Consider the following 16,752-nt stretch of genomic DNA (forward strand, 5'->3'; position numbering starts at 1 on the left):
ATAGCAGCTGCGTCCGGCGGGCATCGGTCCGGCTTTTACCGCTGAACGCCGTCGCGCGCTCCCGGCCTGGGCGTTACAGGCCAGGAGTGCGCGGCGGCTTTTGCTGTCCTGGCGGCGAACTTCCCGGCAGCGATGAACGGGGTGGCCAGCAGCCGGCCGAGGCGGCGCGTGACCGACGCAGGGATCCAGGCAGCCTGCAGCCTGGGCAGCAACGGGGCGTTGGCCCGCAGCGACAGTTCCACGGCAGTAATCCTTGTGGCCACTGTGCTTTCGTTGCCCTTGGCGGAGGGCGCGCCGCCATCCTGCGTGGTCCCAGGAACGGGAAGCGGCGGCCGGCCATAGTTGTGCCGTTCATAATCCGCCGTGAGTGAGAGTGCTGCCTGGTGCGCATCCCGGTCAAACCCGTCCGGGTCCCCCAGCAGGGCCCCGCGGAGCCGTGCGGTATAGGCCCGCGGTGTCTCGCTTGGCCCCGGGGGCAGGCCGTAGTCCGTGCCGAGGTCCAGCAGCTCACGCCATCCCAGTGGTATAGCGGCGCCGGGGTCCTGCGGCCGGAGCCGCCTTGCCCGGATGCCTGTCCTCACCATCCGGGGAGCGGACAGCAGAAGCAGTGCCCCCAAGATGCCGCCTAAGCCCAGGAGCCACGGCAGGAACGGCAAGCCCGCTTCAGTGCTTCCGCCGCCGCCGCCGGGGGCGGGGAGCGGGGTGGCGTTCGGTACTGGAGCAGGGGCCGGAGTGGCATCCGGCACCAGGTCCTGGTTGTTTTCCAGCGCATTAGGGGCGGCTGGCGCCGCTGATTCGATGGCGTAATCGGGAACCACGCCGCGGGAAGGGGTGGGCTCGAAAGGCACCCAGCCCAGGCCCTGGAAATAAAGTTCGGGCCAGGCGTGGGCATCGCGGGCATCCACTTCGTACTCTGGCAGCGCTCCCTGGCCGGTCACCGTAACAGTGGCGCCGGTAAGCCTGCCGGGGGCGTATCCAACGGCTATGCGGCTGGGGATGCCTTCCAGCCGTGCCATGACTGCCATGGCGGACGCGTAGTGGATGCAGTAGCCGCTCTTCTGCTGCAGGAAGTCCGCGAGGACTGAGAGCCCGTTGCCGTCATAGCCGCCCTGCACCGGCGATTGCAGGGAATAGGTGAATTCCACTGACCGGAGATACTTCTGGATCGCCAGGGCCTTTTGGTACGGCGTGCCCGCAGCGCCGGCCACGGTATCGGCAGTGGTGCGGACGATGTCGGGCACATTGCCTGGAATCCTGGTGAAATCGTCCGGAACGCCCTGCACCGGAGCCGAGGACTGCGCAAGGAGGCCGGCCGTCAGTTTGGGTACGGAGGAGGTGACCAGGTACTCCTGTCGCCGCGAGGTGGTGGACTCGGATCCCTTGATGGTCAAGGTGGCAGGGTCCCAGGTCCAGCGGCCGCTGAGCCCGCGTACGGATTCGGGTGCGTAGGGGGCAGGAAGGTAGGGACTGTTGAAGCTCCCGGCGTCGATGGCCGTGACCAGCCGCAGCTGTTCATCCGCCAGCACTGTGTAGCCGGGCTCGATCCGCCCGGCCATCGGCAGGCGGGAGGAGTCGCGGTCGTCCGGGCCCCAGGAATCGCCGTCGAAGTGGTCCACGGTGACAGAGCGCAGGTACAGCGGCGTTGACGCATTGGTGGCATAGGTGATCCGCCCGCTGCCGTCAGGGGTGCGGAGGCTGTTGCCAAGGGTGATCATGGGATTCAGGCCCGTTGAAGTGCCCCACGGATTGAGCCGGGACCCTTGCGGAAAGGTCCCCTGATCAAAGCCGGGAATGGCCAAGGGCACCACCAGGGTGGCCGCCAGGGCAACGGAACCGGTAAGTACTGCGCGCCTCGTTTGCCCCGGAGTGCGGCCGGAATCGCTCTGCAGCCTCACATCGGGCGCAAACCACTGGCTGCAGGCCAGGATCATCAGGTAGCCGGCCACGGTGGCTGAGAACCCCCAGAAGCCCACGCTCTGCGGCTTGATCATCGCCGGTACCACCAGGAGGGCGAACAGTCCCACACCGGTGGCGGCCGGCATGCCGAGGGGCAGCGCGAGTGCGTCCACCAGGATGACCGCCAAACCCAGGACGGCGCAGATGACCATGACGATCCCGACGTTGGGCGCCACGGGTGCGGTCTCGGAAAGTACCGTTTCGCTGGCACGGCGGATCAGGCGGTCCAGCTCTCCCAGGGTGCCGGGAGTGGGGACAACGCCGGCAATGCTGGAACCCCGGAAGAACGTCAGGGTCAATATCATGCCAAGGGAGAGGAACCCGCCGGTCGTCACCAGCAGTGGCTGCGCGCGCAGGGACCTCAGGGCGGCAAGCGTGAAGCTGACCACCAGCACGGTGGTCAGCGCAGGCCAATACCAGCCCCAGCCCCGGAGCACTCCGTTCAATGAGAGGGCCGCGCCGGAGACGGCAACGGTGATCGCCGCCGCCATGGCCCAGGGATAGGCGCCGACCTGGGGGCGCGTTGCTGGCCTTTCCGGGTAGGTTTCCGGCTGCTGGCCCGTTCCCGGACTGCGCGCTGGTGCCAGGGTCACTGTGCCACCCCCGCTCCGCGCCGGACCTCCGCTGCGGGGACGGGCACGGCCACCTCCTGGTCGAACTGGTTCCATGCAGCAGCCACCGACGCCGAGGGCGCGACGGCCACTGCCCGCCAGCCTCCCTGCCTAAGCACCTCCAGCACCTCCGTGAACTCTTTCGGTTTTTCAACAGCGACGATTGCGAAGGCATTGGTGGCATACGCTGCGGCCGGGGCCAACGCAAGTGCCTCCATCCGTGAAACGGCTCCCAGCACCGCTATCACCGGCCCCCGCATCCGGTGCGCGGACAGCTTGTCCATGAGCGCGTCACCAAACACCTCGGGCCCCGCCTCCTGCGGGCCACCCTCCCTGCCGCCCACGGCGCGACCGGGCGAGGTCTTCCCAAGTCCGCCCCTGGCCGCCAAATCGTGAAGGGGGTCGCGGCGGTTATGGAGCGGCCCGGTCAGCTGGATGGCAGCCAGGCTTTCACTGATGGACTGCAGGCCGGCGGCTCCGCTGTATTCCTCCACTTCGGGCTCCGGCGCGGACGGTGAGCGGAGGAAGGCCGGCTCGCCGCCGGTGTCCAGCAGGCGCAGGGCGTAGTTTCGTTCAGCCAGGTGCGCACTGATGGACATGACGGCGACCACGGACCACTCGAAGGTCCCGCTGGTGACCATGGCATGGCCATGCTGTGCCGCCTGCCCGGGCGTTCCCGCACCGGAGCCCACGGTGAACGCGCTGAACCTGTGGTCCATGATGATGGTGGCTTCGGGCGTCGTGACAGATTCCTCCTGCCGCACCATGAGGTCTCCGTGCCGTGCAGTGGCAGCCCAGTGCACCCGCCGCATCGGGTCGCCGTGGCGGTATTCGCGCGTCATCACATCATCGTCGCTGGGATTGGCCCGGATCCTGGTGGCGGTGACCCCGTCGTTGCCCCGTGCGCCGGCCAGCCCGGTCAGGGGAAGGACGACGGCGGCAGGGGTCACGGTGAGGGTGTCGCCGTCGTCTATTGCCTGGCGGTGCAGTGATAGACCGAACGGGTCGGTGAATTCCGCGGTCACCGGGCCTATGAGGAACTGGCCGCGCTGTGCTGAACGAAGGTGGTATTCATAGCGGCTGGTGCCGCCGGTGGCAGAACGCGAAGGGAAACTAAACGCGGGCGATTGGCCGAAACGCGGCGGAAGCCGTTCCTCCATCGTCGCCCTGCCGCTGCTGCTGCCTGTGCGGGCCACTGCGAGCCGGACAGCGGTGGGCGCTGACGTCTCTACCGGGGACGGGTTGAACTCGCGGTACACCTGGAACCTGGGCTTGATCAGCCGGATCCCGGCGAGGGAGACCAGGGGAAGGACTATCAGGAGCACGCTCAACGTCAGCAGGTCCCGGCGCCCCAGGACATGCGCAGCACCAAGGGCGATGCCACCCGCGGCAATCATGCCCCAGCCGCGGTGCGTGAAGAGGTGGCGGGGTACCCTGTCCAGCAGCGTCATGGATGCCCGCCTAGTGATTCCTGCCCAGTCCTGTGACTGGGGCGGCCGCCCTTCCGCCGGCTCCAGTCCGGCCTGCACCGGCACCTTCGGCAGCGACGGGCAGCCGGGACAGGATGCCCTTGAGGACGGTGTGCGGGGTCTCCCCGGTGCTGGCGGCCTTCCGGTCAAGGATGATGCGGTGTGCCAGCACCGCATCAGCTACGAGGACCACATCGTCGGGCAGGACGAAGTCGCGCCCGTCGAGGGCAGCGGTGGCCTTCGCTGCCCGCAGCAGCTGCAGCATGGAACGGGGGCTGGCGCCCAGCCGAAGCAGGGGGCTTTCCCTGGTGGCCCTTCCCACCGATACCGTGTACTCCTTGACTGCCTGGGACACGTAGACCTGCTGGACCGTGGTGATCATCGCCGCAACATCGGCGGAGGTAACGACTGCGGAAACCTTGGACAGCGGCGACGCCGCCTGATGTGCTTCAAGCATTTCGATCTCGGCAGCCATGTCCGGGTATCCCATTGAAATTCTCGCCATGAACCGGTCCCGCTGCGCCTCTGGCAACGGGTAGGTCCCTTCCATTTCGATGGGATTCTGCGTGGCCACCACCATGAACGGTTCGTCCAGCCGGTAGGAAGTTCCGTCCACCGTGACCTGGTGCTCCTCCATGCATTCCAGCAGGGCTGACTGGGTCTTGGCGGAGGCGCGGTTGATTTCATCGCCGATGACGATGTTGGCGAAGACCGCACCGGGGCGGAACTCGAACAGCCGCGAGGACTGGTTGTAGATGGACACTCCCGTCACGTCCGAGGGCAGCAGGTCGGGAGTGAACTGGATCCGGTTGACACTGCAGTCGATCGTCCGCGCCAGGGTCTTGGCCAAGAGGGTTTTGCCCACCCCCGGTACGTCCTCCAGCAGCAGGTGTCCTTGGGCCAGCAGGACGGTCAGCGCAAGCTTGGCGGCATCGGATTTCCCGTCGATGACCGTGTTAACAGAGGTGAGGATCCGCTGGCTGGCGGCATGAAAGGAAGCAGCGTCCATTGCGGCCGGGCGATGCCCGTTCAGCGGAACGGGGTTAGCCACCCCCGCTAATCCACGGTTCGCAGCGCTCACATCGTTGGCAGTACGTCGGTGGGATTCCATCGGCAACCTTTCAGCCCGGGGTTCACCTGGACGGGACAGCAAGCCTGCCTTCGCCCGTCGGTGGGCGTTGCATGTGTTCGTACCAGACTACTAACACAACTGCCGCTGCTGACAGAGAGTTCCGACAAATGTGGGGGCACCATCCACGGCTAGGCTGGACCGATGTGCACTTCGCTTCCCCCAGCCGCCTACCGCGACCCTTTAACGGTTGACGCCACGGAGCCCTCCGGCTCCCGGCAAAAGGCGTTTCCCCCGGCTCCGGAGCCCCTTCCGATGCCCGTCATGGACAATCACACGCATTTGGATTTCCCGGATGGGCAAGCACCCGTTGGCGTGAAAGCGGCCTTGGACGCGGCCGCGGCGGTGGGGGTGCAGGGTGCCGTCCAGGTGGGCTGCGACCTTGAGTCATCGCGGTTCACGGTGCAGGCCGTGGACCTGGACGAGCGCCTGCTGGGAGCCGTTGCCCTCCACCCCAACGACGCTCCCCGCTACGCTGCCCGCGGAGAGCTGGAGCAGGCACTGGCGGAGATCGAACGGCTGGCCTCCCATCCCCGGATCAGGGCGATTGGGGAGACAGGGCTCGATTTCTTCCGCACGGAAGGGGAAGGCCTGGCGCACCAGCGTTACTCCTTCCGGCGCCACATCGACATCGCCAAGCGCCTGGACCTGACGCTGCAGATCCATGACCGGGACGCCCATGATGACGTCGTGCAGGTCCTGCGCGAGGAAGGTGCGCCGGGGCGGGTGGTATTCCATTGTTTTTCCGGGGACGAGGAGCTGGCTAGGATCTGCAACAAGGAGGGCTGGTGGATGTCATTCGCAGGCACTCTCACCTTCCGCAACGCCGCAAACCTGCGCGCCGCGCTCGCGATCGCGGACCCGGCCCTGATGCTGGTCGAGACGGATGCGCCCTTCCTTACCCCGCATCCGCACCGGGGCCGGCCGAATGCGAGTTACATGGTTCCCTACACCGTGCGGGCGATGGCGGAATTGACAGGAACAGACTTGGCTGCACTGTGCTCGGGAATCAGCGAAAACACCATCCGGGCGTACGGCAGCTGGGACTAGGCATCGTTTTCCAAGCGTTATCGCAGGCATACCTGGTATGCAAATTTCTTGGCGACTTTATAACGCTACGGTTACAGTGAACATACATTAGCCGGGGTCGGGGAAGGCCATCGGATAATTTCACTTCTTTCCGCAACAGGACTGCCGCGCCATGCCCGGCAGTCCTGTTGCGCGGAGTGTGGCGGCGCAACGGTGCCCGGACTGCCCTTACAGGCCGTGCCGGGCATTTCATTGCGCGTTTCCCCGTGCCCGGACAGACCTAGAGTTACGGGCAATCGTGATCAAGATCTTCACCTCGGACGGCAAGTTCAGCTTTGTCAAGGTTGGCGCCCAGCTGCTGGTGCTGTGCGCACTCGTCGTAGGCCTCGTAGCGTTTGTCGGCAATAACAAAACCGTCACACTCAATGTTGACGGGAAGGTTTCGTCCGTGCAGACCTTCGGCGGAACCGTGGAACAGGTGATCAGGAGCGCCAACCTGCAGCTGAATCCCGCTGACCGTGTGTCCCCGGCAGTCGGTGAGTCCGTCCAGGACGGCACTGTCATCAACGTGAACAAGGCCAAAGAGGTCAAGGTCAGCCTTGACGGCTCTGAAAAGACGGTGAATACCACGGCCCGGGACGTGGCAGGCCTGGTGACAGAACTCGGGGTCGCGAGCGCATCGTCGGTCTCCGTCCCCAAGGAGGCACAGCTGTCCATCGCCGGTTCCTACGTGTCCATCTCCACGCCCAAGACCGTCAGCATTGTTGCCGACGGCAAGGTGGACACTGCCACCACTACGGCCGCCACGGTGGGCAAGGTCCTTGAAGATGCCGGCCTGGCGCTCGGCGCAAACGACCGCACTTCCCAGCCCGCCAACGCCCATGTGGTCAACAACATGGTCATCAAGGTGTCCCGCGTAGACAACAGCCAGACCGCTGTCACCACCGAGGACATCCCGTTCGAGACGGAGACCAGCGAGAGTGCGGAACTGCTGAAGGGCGATAAGGAAATCACCCGGGCGGGCGCAGCAGGCAAGCTGGAGAAGACCTTCAAACTCGTACTGGTGGATGGCCGCGAAGCCTCCCGGACCCTGGTGTCGGAGGCGGTCTCGGTCCAGCCCGTCACGGAGAAGGTCACGGTAGGTACGAAGCCGAAGCCGAAGCCCGTGCCCCAGGCTGCTGCTCCGGCAGCCAGCGCAGGTGCCAACACTGGTGCCGCCGCTCCGGCCATGATGAACGAAGCCATGTGGGACGCCATCGCCAAGTGTGAGTCCGGAGGAAACTGGAGCATCAATACCGGCAACGGCTACTACGGCGGCCTCCAGTTTGATATCCAGACCTGGATCGGCGCCGGCGGCGGAGCCTATGCACCCAACGCCAGCCTCGCCACCAAGACCCAGCAGATTGACATTGCCAACCGAGTCTACGCGCAGCGCGGCCTGCAGCCGTGGGGCTGCGGATGGGCTGCCCGCGGCTGACCCTGGCGTTTGCCACCCTGCGGCACACAGCGGCCGGGCCCCGAACCTGCGGGCCCGGCCGCTGCCATTTAACCCGACGGGCCGCCTCCGCACGCTTCCGCTTCAACCCTTCCCCGCCGCACGCGCTGGGGCCGGCCGGAGGTGCTGCGGGGGATAGGATACCTAGGTGACTGAACCCATCCCCGCCGCGCCCGCACCGCTGTTTGGTGCTTCCGACATTCGCAGGCTGGCGGAGGAGATTGGCATCAGGCCCACCAAGACACTGGGCCAGAACTTCGTCATCGACGGCAATACTATCCGCAGGATCGTGGCGGCAGCCGGCATCGGTCCGGAGGAGACGGTGCTCGAGGTAGGTCCCGGACTCGGCTCACTGACGCTCGGACTCCTCGACGCCGCAGCAGCCGTCGTCGCCGTCGAAATAGACCCCGTCCTGGCTGCAAAGTTACCTGAAACGGTCAGGAAATGGCGCCCTTCCGCCGTGGGGGCGTTCCACCTGGTCCAGGCCGACGCCATGAAGGTCACGGCGCTGCCGGTGCAGCCCACGGCGCTGGTGGCCAACCTGCCGTACAACGTCGCCGTCCCCGTCGTGCTGCACCTCCTGGAATATTTCCCCTCCCTGCAGCACGGGCTGGTCATGGTCCAGGATGAAGTGGCGGACCGCCTGGCTGCAGGTCCCGGATCGAAAACGTACGGGGTTCCCTCCGTCAAAGCCGCCTGGTACAGCCAGATGCGCAAGGCCGGCGTCATTGGCATGAACGTCTTCTGGCCGGCACCTAAAATCCATTCCGGACTGGTGGCCTTTACCCGCCGCGAGCCTCCGGCCACGTCTGCCACCAGGGAGCAGGTGTTTGCCGTGGTTGACGCCGCCTTCGCCCAGCGGCGGAAAACCCTGCGCGCGGCCCTGGCCGGCTGGGCCGGAGGAGCGCCCGAGGCGGAACGGTTCCTGGTGGCCGCCGGCGTCGACCCCACAGCCAGGGGTGAAGTCATCGACATTAGGGCTTTTGCCAGGATCGCAGAAGCCAAAGAGGTAATTCAGTGAGTGCAGCGGTGGGGCGCTTTGCTGCCAGGACCGTCCGGGTCAGGGCGCCGGGCAAGGTGAATGTCTCGCTGGATGTGGGTCCCTTGCGTGCGGACGGCTACCATTCCGTAGCAAGCGTCTATCTTGCGGTATCCCTCTACGAGGAAGTGGCCGCCACCAGCACCGAGACCCCGGGGATAACTGTCAGCCTCAGCGCCGACAGCACCTTGGACCTGAACGCTGCGAACATCCCGCTGGATGCCAGCAACCTTGCCTGCAAGGCGGCCGCGATCATGGCAGACGTTTCGGAACGCCCTACCGGGGTCCATCTGGAGATCACCAAGCGCGTACCGGTGGCGGGCGGGATGGGCGGCGGGTCCGCAGATGCCGCCGCCACGCTGGTGGCGTGTGATGCGCTGTGGAACAGCGGCCTGTCCCGCGACGAGCTTGCGCACCTGGCAGCCGAGCTGGGTGCCGACGTCCCGTTTTCACTCCTTGGCGGTACGGCGGTGGGGCTGGGGCTGGGCGATGAGCTCTCCCCGGCACTGGCCAAGGCGCAGACGCACTGGGTTCTGGTGACCGCCGATTACGGGCTTCCCACCCCTGAGGTGTACCGGACCCTGGACCGGATGCGCGAGGCTGAAGGCGTCAAGGCGGAGGAACCCACCGGAGTGGACCCCCACATCCTTGCTGCCCTGCGCGCCGGAGACGCCGAAGCGCTGAGCCGCGTCCTGGTCAATGACCTCCAGCGGGCGTCCATCGAACTGGCACCGGCCCTGCGGGATACGCTGGGTATGGGAGAGTCAAAGGGAGCCCTTGCGGGGATCGTCTCCGGATCGGGACCCACCGTGGCCCTGCTGAGCGATGATTCGGTGGCTGCAGAGGCCCTGGCCGCGGATCTGCGGCATCATGGTCTGTCAGCGATGGCCGTCCACGGCCCGGTTCCCGGCGCACGCATCATTTCCGACACGCTCCTGTAAAACTTCCAGTCCTTACCCGAATCAGAAAGCAGTTCCTTTGGCACACCTTCTTGGCGGCGAAAACCTGACGGTTTCCTACGCGACCCGCACCGTCTTGGACGGCCTCACCCTGGGACTCGAAGAGGGTGACAGGATCGGCATGGTGGGCCGCAACGGTGACGGCAAGTCAACCCTGATGCGGCTGCTGGCCTTGCGCTCCACACCCGACTCCGGCCGTGTCACCAAGCGGGGTGACGTCAACATTGGCTATTTGGACCAAAGCGATGTGCTCGACGGCGACCTGACCGTGGGTGCAGCGATCGTGGGGGACCAGGCGGACTACGAGTGGGCGAGGAACCCGCGGATCCGGGAGATTATGGGCGGGCTGGTGTCCGACGTCGACTGGCACGCCAACGTGCACGCCCTGTCCGGTGGACAGAAGCGCCGGGTGGCGCTGGCGAAACTGCTGATTGAGGACCACGACGTCATCATGCTGGACGAGCCCACCAACCACCTTGATGTCGAGGGGGTTGCCTGGCTTGCCCGGCACCTGAAGTCGCGCTGGCGGGCCAACCAGGGTGCCTTCCTGGTGGTGACCCACGACCGCTGGTTCCTGGATGAAGTCTGCACCAAGACCTGGGAAGTGCATGACGGCATTGTTGACCCCTTTGATGGAGGTTATGCCGCGTACGTGCTCGCCCGTGCCGAACGCGACCGGATGGCGTCTGTGGTGGAGAGCAAACGCCAGCAGCTGGTTAAAAAGGAGTTGGCGTGGTTGCGCCGCGGTGCACCGGCCCGTACCTCCAAGCCAAAGTTCCGCATCGAGGCCGCCAACGCCCTCATCGAGGACGTCCCCGCGCCCCGCGATTCCATGGCCCTGAGCAAGATGGCCACAGCACGCCTGGGCAAAGATGTGCTGGACCTGGAGAACGTCTCCCTGAACTTCCGGGGCGGCGACGACGGCCGGAAGCTTTTCGACAACATCACCCTGCGCCTTGCCCCCGGCGAACGCCTGGGCCTGGTGGGCGTCAACGGCGCCGGCAAGACGACGCTCCTGAAACTGCTCAACGGGGAGATCACGCCGGACGCGGGGAAGCTCAAGCGGGGCAAGACAGTGGTGACCGCGGTGCTCACCCAGGAGGTCAAGGAGCTCGACGACGTCGCCGACCTGCGTGTCATCGAGGTGATCGAGCGGGAAAAGCGCTCCTTCAGCGTGGGCGGCAGGGAGTTCACGGCCGGACAGCTAGTGGAGCAGCTTGGCTTTACCAACCAGAAGCAGTGGACACCGGTCAAGGACCTGTCCGGCGGCGAGCGGCGCCGCCTGCAGCTCCTGCGGCTGCTCGTAGGGGAGCCCAACGTGCTGATGCTGGACGAGCCCACCAACGACCTGGACACTGACACCCTCGCCGCCGTCGAGGACGTGCTCGATGGCTGGCCCGGCACCCTGGTGGTCGTCAGCCACGACCGGTACCTGCTGGAACGCGTCACCGACCACCAGATGGCCCTGCTCGGCGACGGCAAGCTCCGCGGGCTGCCCGGCGGAGTGGACCAGTACCTCGAGCTCCGGGAAGCGGCGCTGGCCGGTTCCACCGTCACCGGCGGCGGAAACCCGGTCACCAGCGGAGGGGGAGCCCTCGCCGACACCGGGACCGGACCCTCCGAAGCCGAAAAACGGGAAGCCCGCAAGGCCCTCAACAGGATTGAGCGCCAGCTCAAAAAGCTGGACCAGCAGGAGAAGAAACTCCACGACGACATGGTCAAGAGCACCGAAAAGTCCGACTTCGATGCCCTCGCCGAACTGAACAAGCAGCTCAAGGACCTGGCCGACGAAAAGGACGCCCTGGAACTGGAGTGGCTGGAGTCCTCAGAACTCCTGGGCGACTGACGAAGGTGACGCCTGCACGAGCGGCGCAGGGGACCTTCGCGTAGGAGCGCATCGCGGCGCATCGGGCGCCGGAGGTCGCCCAGCGACCGCAGGTGCCCCTATGCGTCGTGTCTAAGCGACGGCGAAGGGCTTCTGTACCGCGAAGGCGACCAGGCCTAAGGCTCAGACTTCAGCTCCGGATCCTTCTTGAGGCCCGTCAGGCCGTTCCAGGCAAGGTTGACCAGGTGCGCAGCGACGGTGTGCTTGTCGGGCTGGCGGCTGTCCTGCCACCATTGGCCGGTCATGGCCACCATGCCCACGAGCATCTGGGCGTACATGGCGCCGTCCTCGCCGCTGAATCCGCGGCGGGAGAATTCGTCGGAGAGTATGTGTTCAACGCGTGCTGTGACGTGGGAGAGCAGGGTGGAGAAGGCGCCTTCGGGTTGTGACGGCGGTGCGTCCCGCATCAGGATGCGGAAGCCGTCGGTGCGGTCCTCGATATAGGTCAGCAGGGCAAGGGCGGCGCGCTCCACCAGCACGCGCGGTTTCGCCTCCTCCGTGAGGGCGGCGTTGATGGAGTCCAAGAGCGTCCTGAACTCGTAGTCCACCACCTGGGTGTACAGCCCTTCCTTGGAGCCGAAGTGTTCGTAGATGACCGGCTTGGACACTCCTGCGCACGCCGCGATTTCTTCAATCGTGGTGCCGTCCAGTCCCCGGACGGCGAAGAGGCCGCGTCCGACGTCGATCAGCTGCTTTCGCCGCTGCAGGCCTGTCATCCGTGTCCGCGGAGGGTTGTTGCTCACATTTCCATCATGCCCTACCGGTGCACGCCCGCATTCCGGGGTGACGGGCCCCGGCACGCGGGGCCCGTGTCGCGCGCCGCCCCAAACCCGTGGCAAAATAAGGACTTGTGCCCAGGGCCTTGCGCCTCCGGCATGGTCCGCTCTGGTGTAACGGCAGCACCCCGGCCTTTGGAGCCGTGGAGTATAGGTTCGAATCCTATGGGCGGAACTGCTGTGCGTGGAGCGTTCAGTAGGATGACATCCGGTGCCGCCCGCAAGAGGGCCGGGCACCTCCAGCGCCAGCGCAACCAAGCAAGGAGAGCCCGTACGTGATCCCCGAGAATGCCGGCCCGGCCGCAGTTATCGTCCTGGCGGCAGGCGCCGGTACCCGGATGAAGTCGCGGACTCCCAAGATCCTCCATGAGATCGGCGGCAGGTCGATGGTGGGCCACGCCCTCCTGGCAGCCCGCAGCATCAACCCCCGCCAGCTGGCAATTGTGGTCCGCCACGAACGCGACCTCGTGGCAGGGCATGTCTCGAAGCTGGACCCTGCTGCCGTGATCGTGGACCAGGACGACGTTCCGGGCACCGGCCGCGCCGTTGAGGTCGCCCTGCAGGCACTCGATGCCGAGCAGGAGCTCACCGGGACCGTCGTGGTGACCTACGGCGACGTGCCGTTGCTGTCCGGGGAGCTGCTCGCTGAACTCGTGGCCACCCATGAGCGCGAAGCGAATGCCGTGACGGTCCTGACCGCAGTCCTCGACGACGCCACAGGGTATGGCCGGATCCTGCGCGGGGAGGACGGAACCGTTACCGGCATCCGGGAGCACAAGGATTCCTCAGAGGCGGAGCGGTTCATCCGGGAAGTGAATTCAGGCATTTACGCCTTTGACGCCGCGGTCCTCCGTGGCGCACTGGGCCACGTCACCACGGACAACTCGCAGGGTGAGAAGTACCTCACCGACGTGCTGGGACTGGCCCGCAAGGCGGGCGGCCGCGTTGCCGCCGTCGTCACCGCCGACCGCTGGCAGGTGGAAGGCGCCAATGACCGCGTCCAGCTCGCCGCCCTCGGAGCCGAACTGAACCGCCGTACCGTCGAAGCATGGATGCGCGCCGGCGTTACCGTGGTCGATCCCGCCACCACTTGGATCGACTCCTCAGTCATTTTGGACGAGGACGTCCGCATCCTGCCCAACACGCAGCTGCACGGTGCCACCACCGTGGCGAGGGACGCCGTCGTCGGTCCCGACACCACCCTGACGGACGTCACCATCGGCGAGGGTGCAAAGGTCACCCGCACGCATGGTTCCGGTGCCGCCATTGGAGCCGGCGCCGCCGTCGGGCCCTTTACCTACCTCCGCCCGGGCACGGTCCTGGGCGAGACCGGCAAGATCGGCGCTTTCTATGAAACCAAGAACGTGACCATCGGCCGCGGCTCCAAGCTGTCCCACCTCGGCTACGCCGGCGATGCCGAAATCGGCGAGGACACCAACATCGGCTGCGGCAACATCACGGCAAATTACGACGGCGAGAAGAAGCACCGCACGGTCATCGGCTCGGGCGTCCGTACAGGTTCCAACACGGTCTTCGTTGCCCCGGTCACCGTGGGGGACGGCGCCTACAGCGGCGCCGGCGCGGTGATCCGCAAGGACGTGCCCCCGGGTGCGCTTGCGCTGACTGTTGCCGCCCAGCGCAACACGGAAGGCTGGGTCGCCGCCCACCGGCCGGGAACCCGGTCCGCTGAACTGGCAGAGGCGGCCTCCACCGACTCCTCAAGTACCCCGGCATCTACAGAAGAGGGCAAGTAACCATGAGCGAAATTACGGCGCGCGGCGAGAAGAAGCTGGTGCTCGCCACCGGGCGGGCACACCCGGAGCTGGCCCGGGAGATCGCCAAGGAACTCGGTACGGACCTGCTGCCCGTGGATGCCTACGACTTCGCCAACGGCGAGATCTACGTCCGTGCTGGCGAGAGCGTCCGCGGTACCGATGCCTTCGTCATCCAGGCACACCCGGCCCCGCTGAACAACTGGCTGATGGAACAGCTGATCATGATCGATTCGCTGAAGCGTGCATCGGCCAAGCGCATTACGGTTGTCTCACCGTTCTACCCCTACGCGCGCCAGGACAAGAAGGGCCGCGGGCGTGAGCCCATCTCCGCCCGGCTGGTGGCGGACCTATACCGCACCGCAGGCGCCGACCGGATCATGAGCGTTGACCTGCACACCTCGCAGATCCAGGGTTTCTTCGACGGCCCGGTTGACCACCTGATGGCCATCCCGTTGCTCGCCGACTACATCCGCACCCGGGTGGAGGCAGAGAACATCACGGTCGTCTCCCCGGACACCGGACGCGTCCGGGTTGCCGAACAGTGGGCTGAGCGCCTGGGCGGCGCGCCGCTGGCGTTCGTACACAAGATGCGCGACCTGACGGTGCCGAACCAAGCGGTTTCCAAGACCGTGGTGGGCCAGATCGAAGGACGCACATGCGTCTTGATCGACGACATGATCGACACCGGCGGCACCATCTCCGGCGCCGTCCAGGTGCTGAAGAACGCCGGCGCCAAGGATGTCATCATTGCCGCCACCCATGCCGTTTTCTCCGACCCTGCCGCCCGGCGGCTCTCGGAGTCGGGTGCCCGTGAAGTAGTGGTCACCAATACCCTGCCGCTCACCGCGGCACAGCGGTTCCCGCAGCTGACGGTGCTCTCCATCGCACCGCTGATCGCGCGCGCTGTCCGTGAGGTATTCGACGACGGTTCTGTCACCAGCCTGTTCGACGGCAACGCCTGAGGCCTGAGCCGGCGATGGCCCGGCGCCTGGGTGCACGCCGGCAGCGCTCCCTGGGCGGGCTTGCGGGCCCAGGGTGCCGACGGGACCGTTTTCAGTAAACGGGCGCCGCACTGGTAAACTCTTCAGCGATACCTTGGCGAGGGAGAGCAACCGGGAAACCGGTTTGCAGGTCTCCGTTATCGACTGGGTCTGATCTGCCCTTCCCCTGAAGGGCTGCCTTCTTGAAGGGCTGCCTTGTGCCGCCCGGCGTTGAAGGTCGCAACAGACCTCCGCCCTTGCTGAACACCGTTTAGTCTTCAAGGAGATTTCCATGTCTGAGCAGAAGCTCGCAGCAGAAGTACGCACTGAATTCGGCAAGGGCTATGCCCGCCGCGCCCGGATGGCCAACCTCATCCCCGCTGTGATCTACGGCCACGGTGCAGACCCCATCCACGTCACCCTGCCCGCCAAGGCCACCACCCTGGCCGTCCGGACCCCCAACGCCCTGCTGTCCCTGGACATCAACGGCGAAGGCCACCTGGCCCTGGTAAAGGATGTCCAGCGCGACCCGATCAAGCAGATCATCGAGCACATCGATCTCCTGACCGTCCGCCAGGGCGAAAAGGTCACGGTCGAGGTCCCGGTCCACGTTGAAGGCGAAACCGCCCCCGGCACTGTGCACAACCTCGAACTGACCACGGTTTCCGTTGAGGCTGAGGCTACCCACCTGCCCGAGACCCTGGCCGTCAGCATCGAAGGCCGCGCCGCCGGTGAGCACATCCACGCTTCCGACCTGGCACTGCCCAAGGGTACCGCCCTGCTGACTGACGCCGAGGCCCTCGTGGTGAACATCTCCGAGGCCACCGCGACCGAGGAAGAGGGCGCCACCGAAGGTGGCGAAGCCGTTTCCGGCGAAGCTTCCGAAGCTGCTGAGGAAGCTCCCGCAGCCGAGTAATCACCCGGTATTCCTGCAGTGGCCGGACCCAACAGGGTCCGGCCACTGCCATGTCCGCGGGGCCTTGTGCCAGCGGCATCCGCCCGTCACCGCCATCTTAGGATTGACCCATGACTGACACCTGGCTGATCGTCGGCCTCGGAAACCCCGGCGTGCAATACCAAGGCAACAGGCACAACGTCGGCCAGATGGTGCTCGACGAACTTGCAGCCCGGATGGGCGCCGGTTTCAGAAGCCACAAGGCCCGTGCCCAGGTTCTCGAAGGACGCCTAGGCATCGGCGGGCCGCGGGTGGTGCTGGCAAAGCCGATGAGCTACATGAACGTCTCCGGCGGGCCGGTGGCCGCCCTGGCGAACTTCTACGGCATCGCGCCGGACCATGTGGTGGCAGTGCACGATGAGATCGATATCCCTTTTAATACGGTGAAACTGAAGATTGGCGGGGGAGAAGGCGGCCACAACGGCCTGCGGGACATTTCGAAGGCACTTGGCACCAAGGATTACCTGCGGGTCAGGGTGGGGGTGGGGCGTCCTCCCGGACGTATGGATACGGCCGATTACGTCTTGCGCGACTTTGGGACTGCAGAGCTCAAGGAACTGCCATTCCTGCTGGATGAAGCGGCAGACGCGGTCGAAGCCCTGTTGCGCGACGGCCTGACTGCAGCACAGCAGAAATTCCATCCCGCCAAGTCCCAGGGCTAGCACAATCTGAACTTAAAGGTCTTTAGCCCTAT

Annotated in this window: 13 protein-coding genes and 1 tRNA gene; 10 read left to right on the forward strand and 4 right to left on the reverse strand. The window is 65.9% G+C overall.

Annotated elements, in window-relative coordinates; all coding sequences use genetic code 11:
* Positions 1–35 precede the first annotated feature (35 nt).
* Genes FDW84_RS10195 through FDW84_RS10205 form a run of 3 tightly spaced genes read right to left on the reverse strand, consistent with a single transcriptional unit; the run spans position 36 to position 5,147 of the window.
* Positions 36–2,549, reverse strand: coding sequence for a transglutaminase TgpA family protein (locus FDW84_RS10195; RefSeq protein ID WP_138609073.1), 2,514 nt, complete (start codon positions 2,547–2,549; stop codon positions 36–38).
* A complete protein-coding gene (locus FDW84_RS10200; protein ID WP_138609075.1) occupies positions 2,546–4,018 on the reverse strand; it encodes a DUF58 domain-containing protein in 1,473 nt (490 codons plus the stop codon). Before FDW84_RS10200 ends, FDW84_RS10195 begins: the two co-directional genes overlap by 4 nt.
* A gap of 10 nt (positions 4,019–4,028) precedes the next feature.
* Positions 4,029–5,147 carry an AAA family ATPase gene (locus FDW84_RS10205; RefSeq protein ID WP_138609077.1) on the reverse strand — a complete coding sequence of 373 codons (1,119 nt, stop codon included), beginning with the start codon at positions 5,145–5,147 and terminating at the stop codon, positions 4,029–4,031.
* A gap of 162 nt (positions 5,148–5,309) precedes the next feature.
* Between FDW84_RS10205 and FDW84_RS10210 the strand changes: the two genes are divergently transcribed.
* The 5 genes from FDW84_RS10210 (at position 5,310) to FDW84_RS10230 (ending at position 11,533) form a co-directional block, all read left to right on the forward strand.
* Complete coding sequence (locus tag FDW84_RS10210; RefSeq protein ID WP_138609079.1) at positions 5,310–6,215, forward strand: TatD family hydrolase; 906 nt, start codon at positions 5,310–5,312, stop codon at positions 6,213–6,215.
* Between the two features lie 277 nt (positions 6,216–6,492).
* Positions 6,493–7,671, forward strand: coding sequence for a resuscitation-promoting factor (locus FDW84_RS10215; protein ID WP_138609081.1), 1,179 nt, complete (start codon positions 6,493–6,495; stop codon positions 7,669–7,671).
* A gap of 166 nt (positions 7,672–7,837) precedes the next feature.
* Complete coding sequence (gene rsmA / locus FDW84_RS10220) at positions 7,838–8,710, forward strand: 16S rRNA (adenine(1518)-N(6)/adenine(1519)-N(6))-dimethyltransferase RsmA (RefSeq protein ID WP_138609083.1); 873 nt, start codon at positions 7,838–7,840, stop codon at positions 8,708–8,710.
* A complete protein-coding gene (locus FDW84_RS10225; RefSeq protein WP_138609085.1) occupies positions 8,707–9,669 on the forward strand; it encodes a 4-(cytidine 5'-diphospho)-2-C-methyl-D-erythritol kinase in 963 nt (320 codons plus the stop codon). The genes rsmA and FDW84_RS10225 overlap by 4 nt, the downstream gene beginning before the upstream one ends.
* 37 nt (positions 9,670–9,706) lie before the next feature.
* Positions 9,707–11,533: an ABC-F family ATP-binding cassette domain-containing protein gene (locus FDW84_RS10230; RefSeq protein ID WP_138609087.1), complete on the forward strand. Its 1,827-nt coding sequence runs from the start codon at positions 9,707–9,709 to the stop codon at positions 11,531–11,533.
* Between the two features lie 155 nt (positions 11,534–11,688).
* Here the strand turns inward: FDW84_RS10230 and FDW84_RS10235 are convergent, their stop codons facing one another.
* Positions 11,689–12,315, reverse strand: a complete 627-nt coding sequence (locus FDW84_RS10235) for a TetR/AcrR family transcriptional regulator (protein ID WP_138609089.1) — start codon at positions 12,313–12,315, stop codon at positions 11,689–11,691.
* A gap of 136 nt (positions 12,316–12,451) precedes the next feature.
* Between FDW84_RS10235 and FDW84_RS10240 the strand changes: the two genes are divergently transcribed.
* From FDW84_RS10240 to pth, 5 genes are all read left to right on the forward strand, one after another.
* A tRNA-Gln gene (locus FDW84_RS10240) sits at positions 12,452–12,523 on the forward strand.
* Between the two features lie 100 nt (positions 12,524–12,623).
* Positions 12,624–14,102 (forward strand): bifunctional UDP-N-acetylglucosamine diphosphorylase/glucosamine-1-phosphate N-acetyltransferase GlmU, encoded by a 1,479-nt coding sequence (gene glmU / locus FDW84_RS10245; protein WP_138609091.1) that lies wholly within the window; start codon positions 12,624–12,626, stop codon positions 14,100–14,102.
* 2 nt (positions 14,103–14,104) lie between these two features.
* Complete coding sequence (locus FDW84_RS10250; RefSeq protein WP_138609093.1) at positions 14,105–15,085, forward strand: ribose-phosphate diphosphokinase; 981 nt, start codon at positions 14,105–14,107, stop codon at positions 15,083–15,085.
* A gap of 310 nt (positions 15,086–15,395) precedes the next feature.
* Complete coding sequence (locus FDW84_RS10255) at positions 15,396–16,019, forward strand: 50S ribosomal protein L25/general stress protein Ctc (protein WP_138609095.1); 624 nt, start codon at positions 15,396–15,398, stop codon at positions 16,017–16,019.
* A 110-nt stretch (positions 16,020–16,129) separates the two neighbouring features.
* Positions 16,130–16,720 (forward strand): aminoacyl-tRNA hydrolase, encoded by a 591-nt coding sequence (gene pth / locus FDW84_RS10260; protein WP_138609097.1) that lies wholly within the window; start codon positions 16,130–16,132, stop codon positions 16,718–16,720.
* Positions 16,721–16,752: the final 32 nt, after the last annotated feature.

The organism is Pseudarthrobacter sp. NamE5, from assembly GCF_005796225.1.
Lineage (GTDB): Bacteria > Actinomycetota > Actinomycetes > Actinomycetales > Micrococcaceae > Arthrobacter.

Bases quoted from the DNA above. Each gene is read 5' to 3' on its own strand.
- FDW84_RS10210 (WP_138609079.1), top strand. From the start codon at position 5,310: ATGTGCACTTCGCTTCCCCCAGCCGCCTACCGCGACCCTTTAACGGTT.
- FDW84_RS10200 (WP_138609075.1), bottom strand. From the start codon at position 4,018: ATGACGCTGCTGGACAGGGTACCCCGCCACCTCTTCACGCACCGCGGC.
- FDW84_RS10250 (WP_138609093.1), top strand. From the start codon at position 14,105: ATGAGCGAAATTACGGCGCGCGGCGAGAAGAAGCTGGTGCTCGCCACC.
- FDW84_RS10205 (WP_138609077.1), bottom strand. From the start codon at position 5,147: ATGGAATCCCACCGACGTACTGCCAACGATGTGAGCGCTGCGAACCGT.
- pth (WP_138609097.1), top strand. From the start codon at position 16,130: ATGACTGACACCTGGCTGATCGTCGGCCTCGGAAACCCCGGCGTGCAA.
- FDW84_RS10255 (WP_138609095.1), top strand. From the start codon at position 15,396: ATGTCTGAGCAGAAGCTCGCAGCAGAAGTACGCACTGAATTCGGCAAG.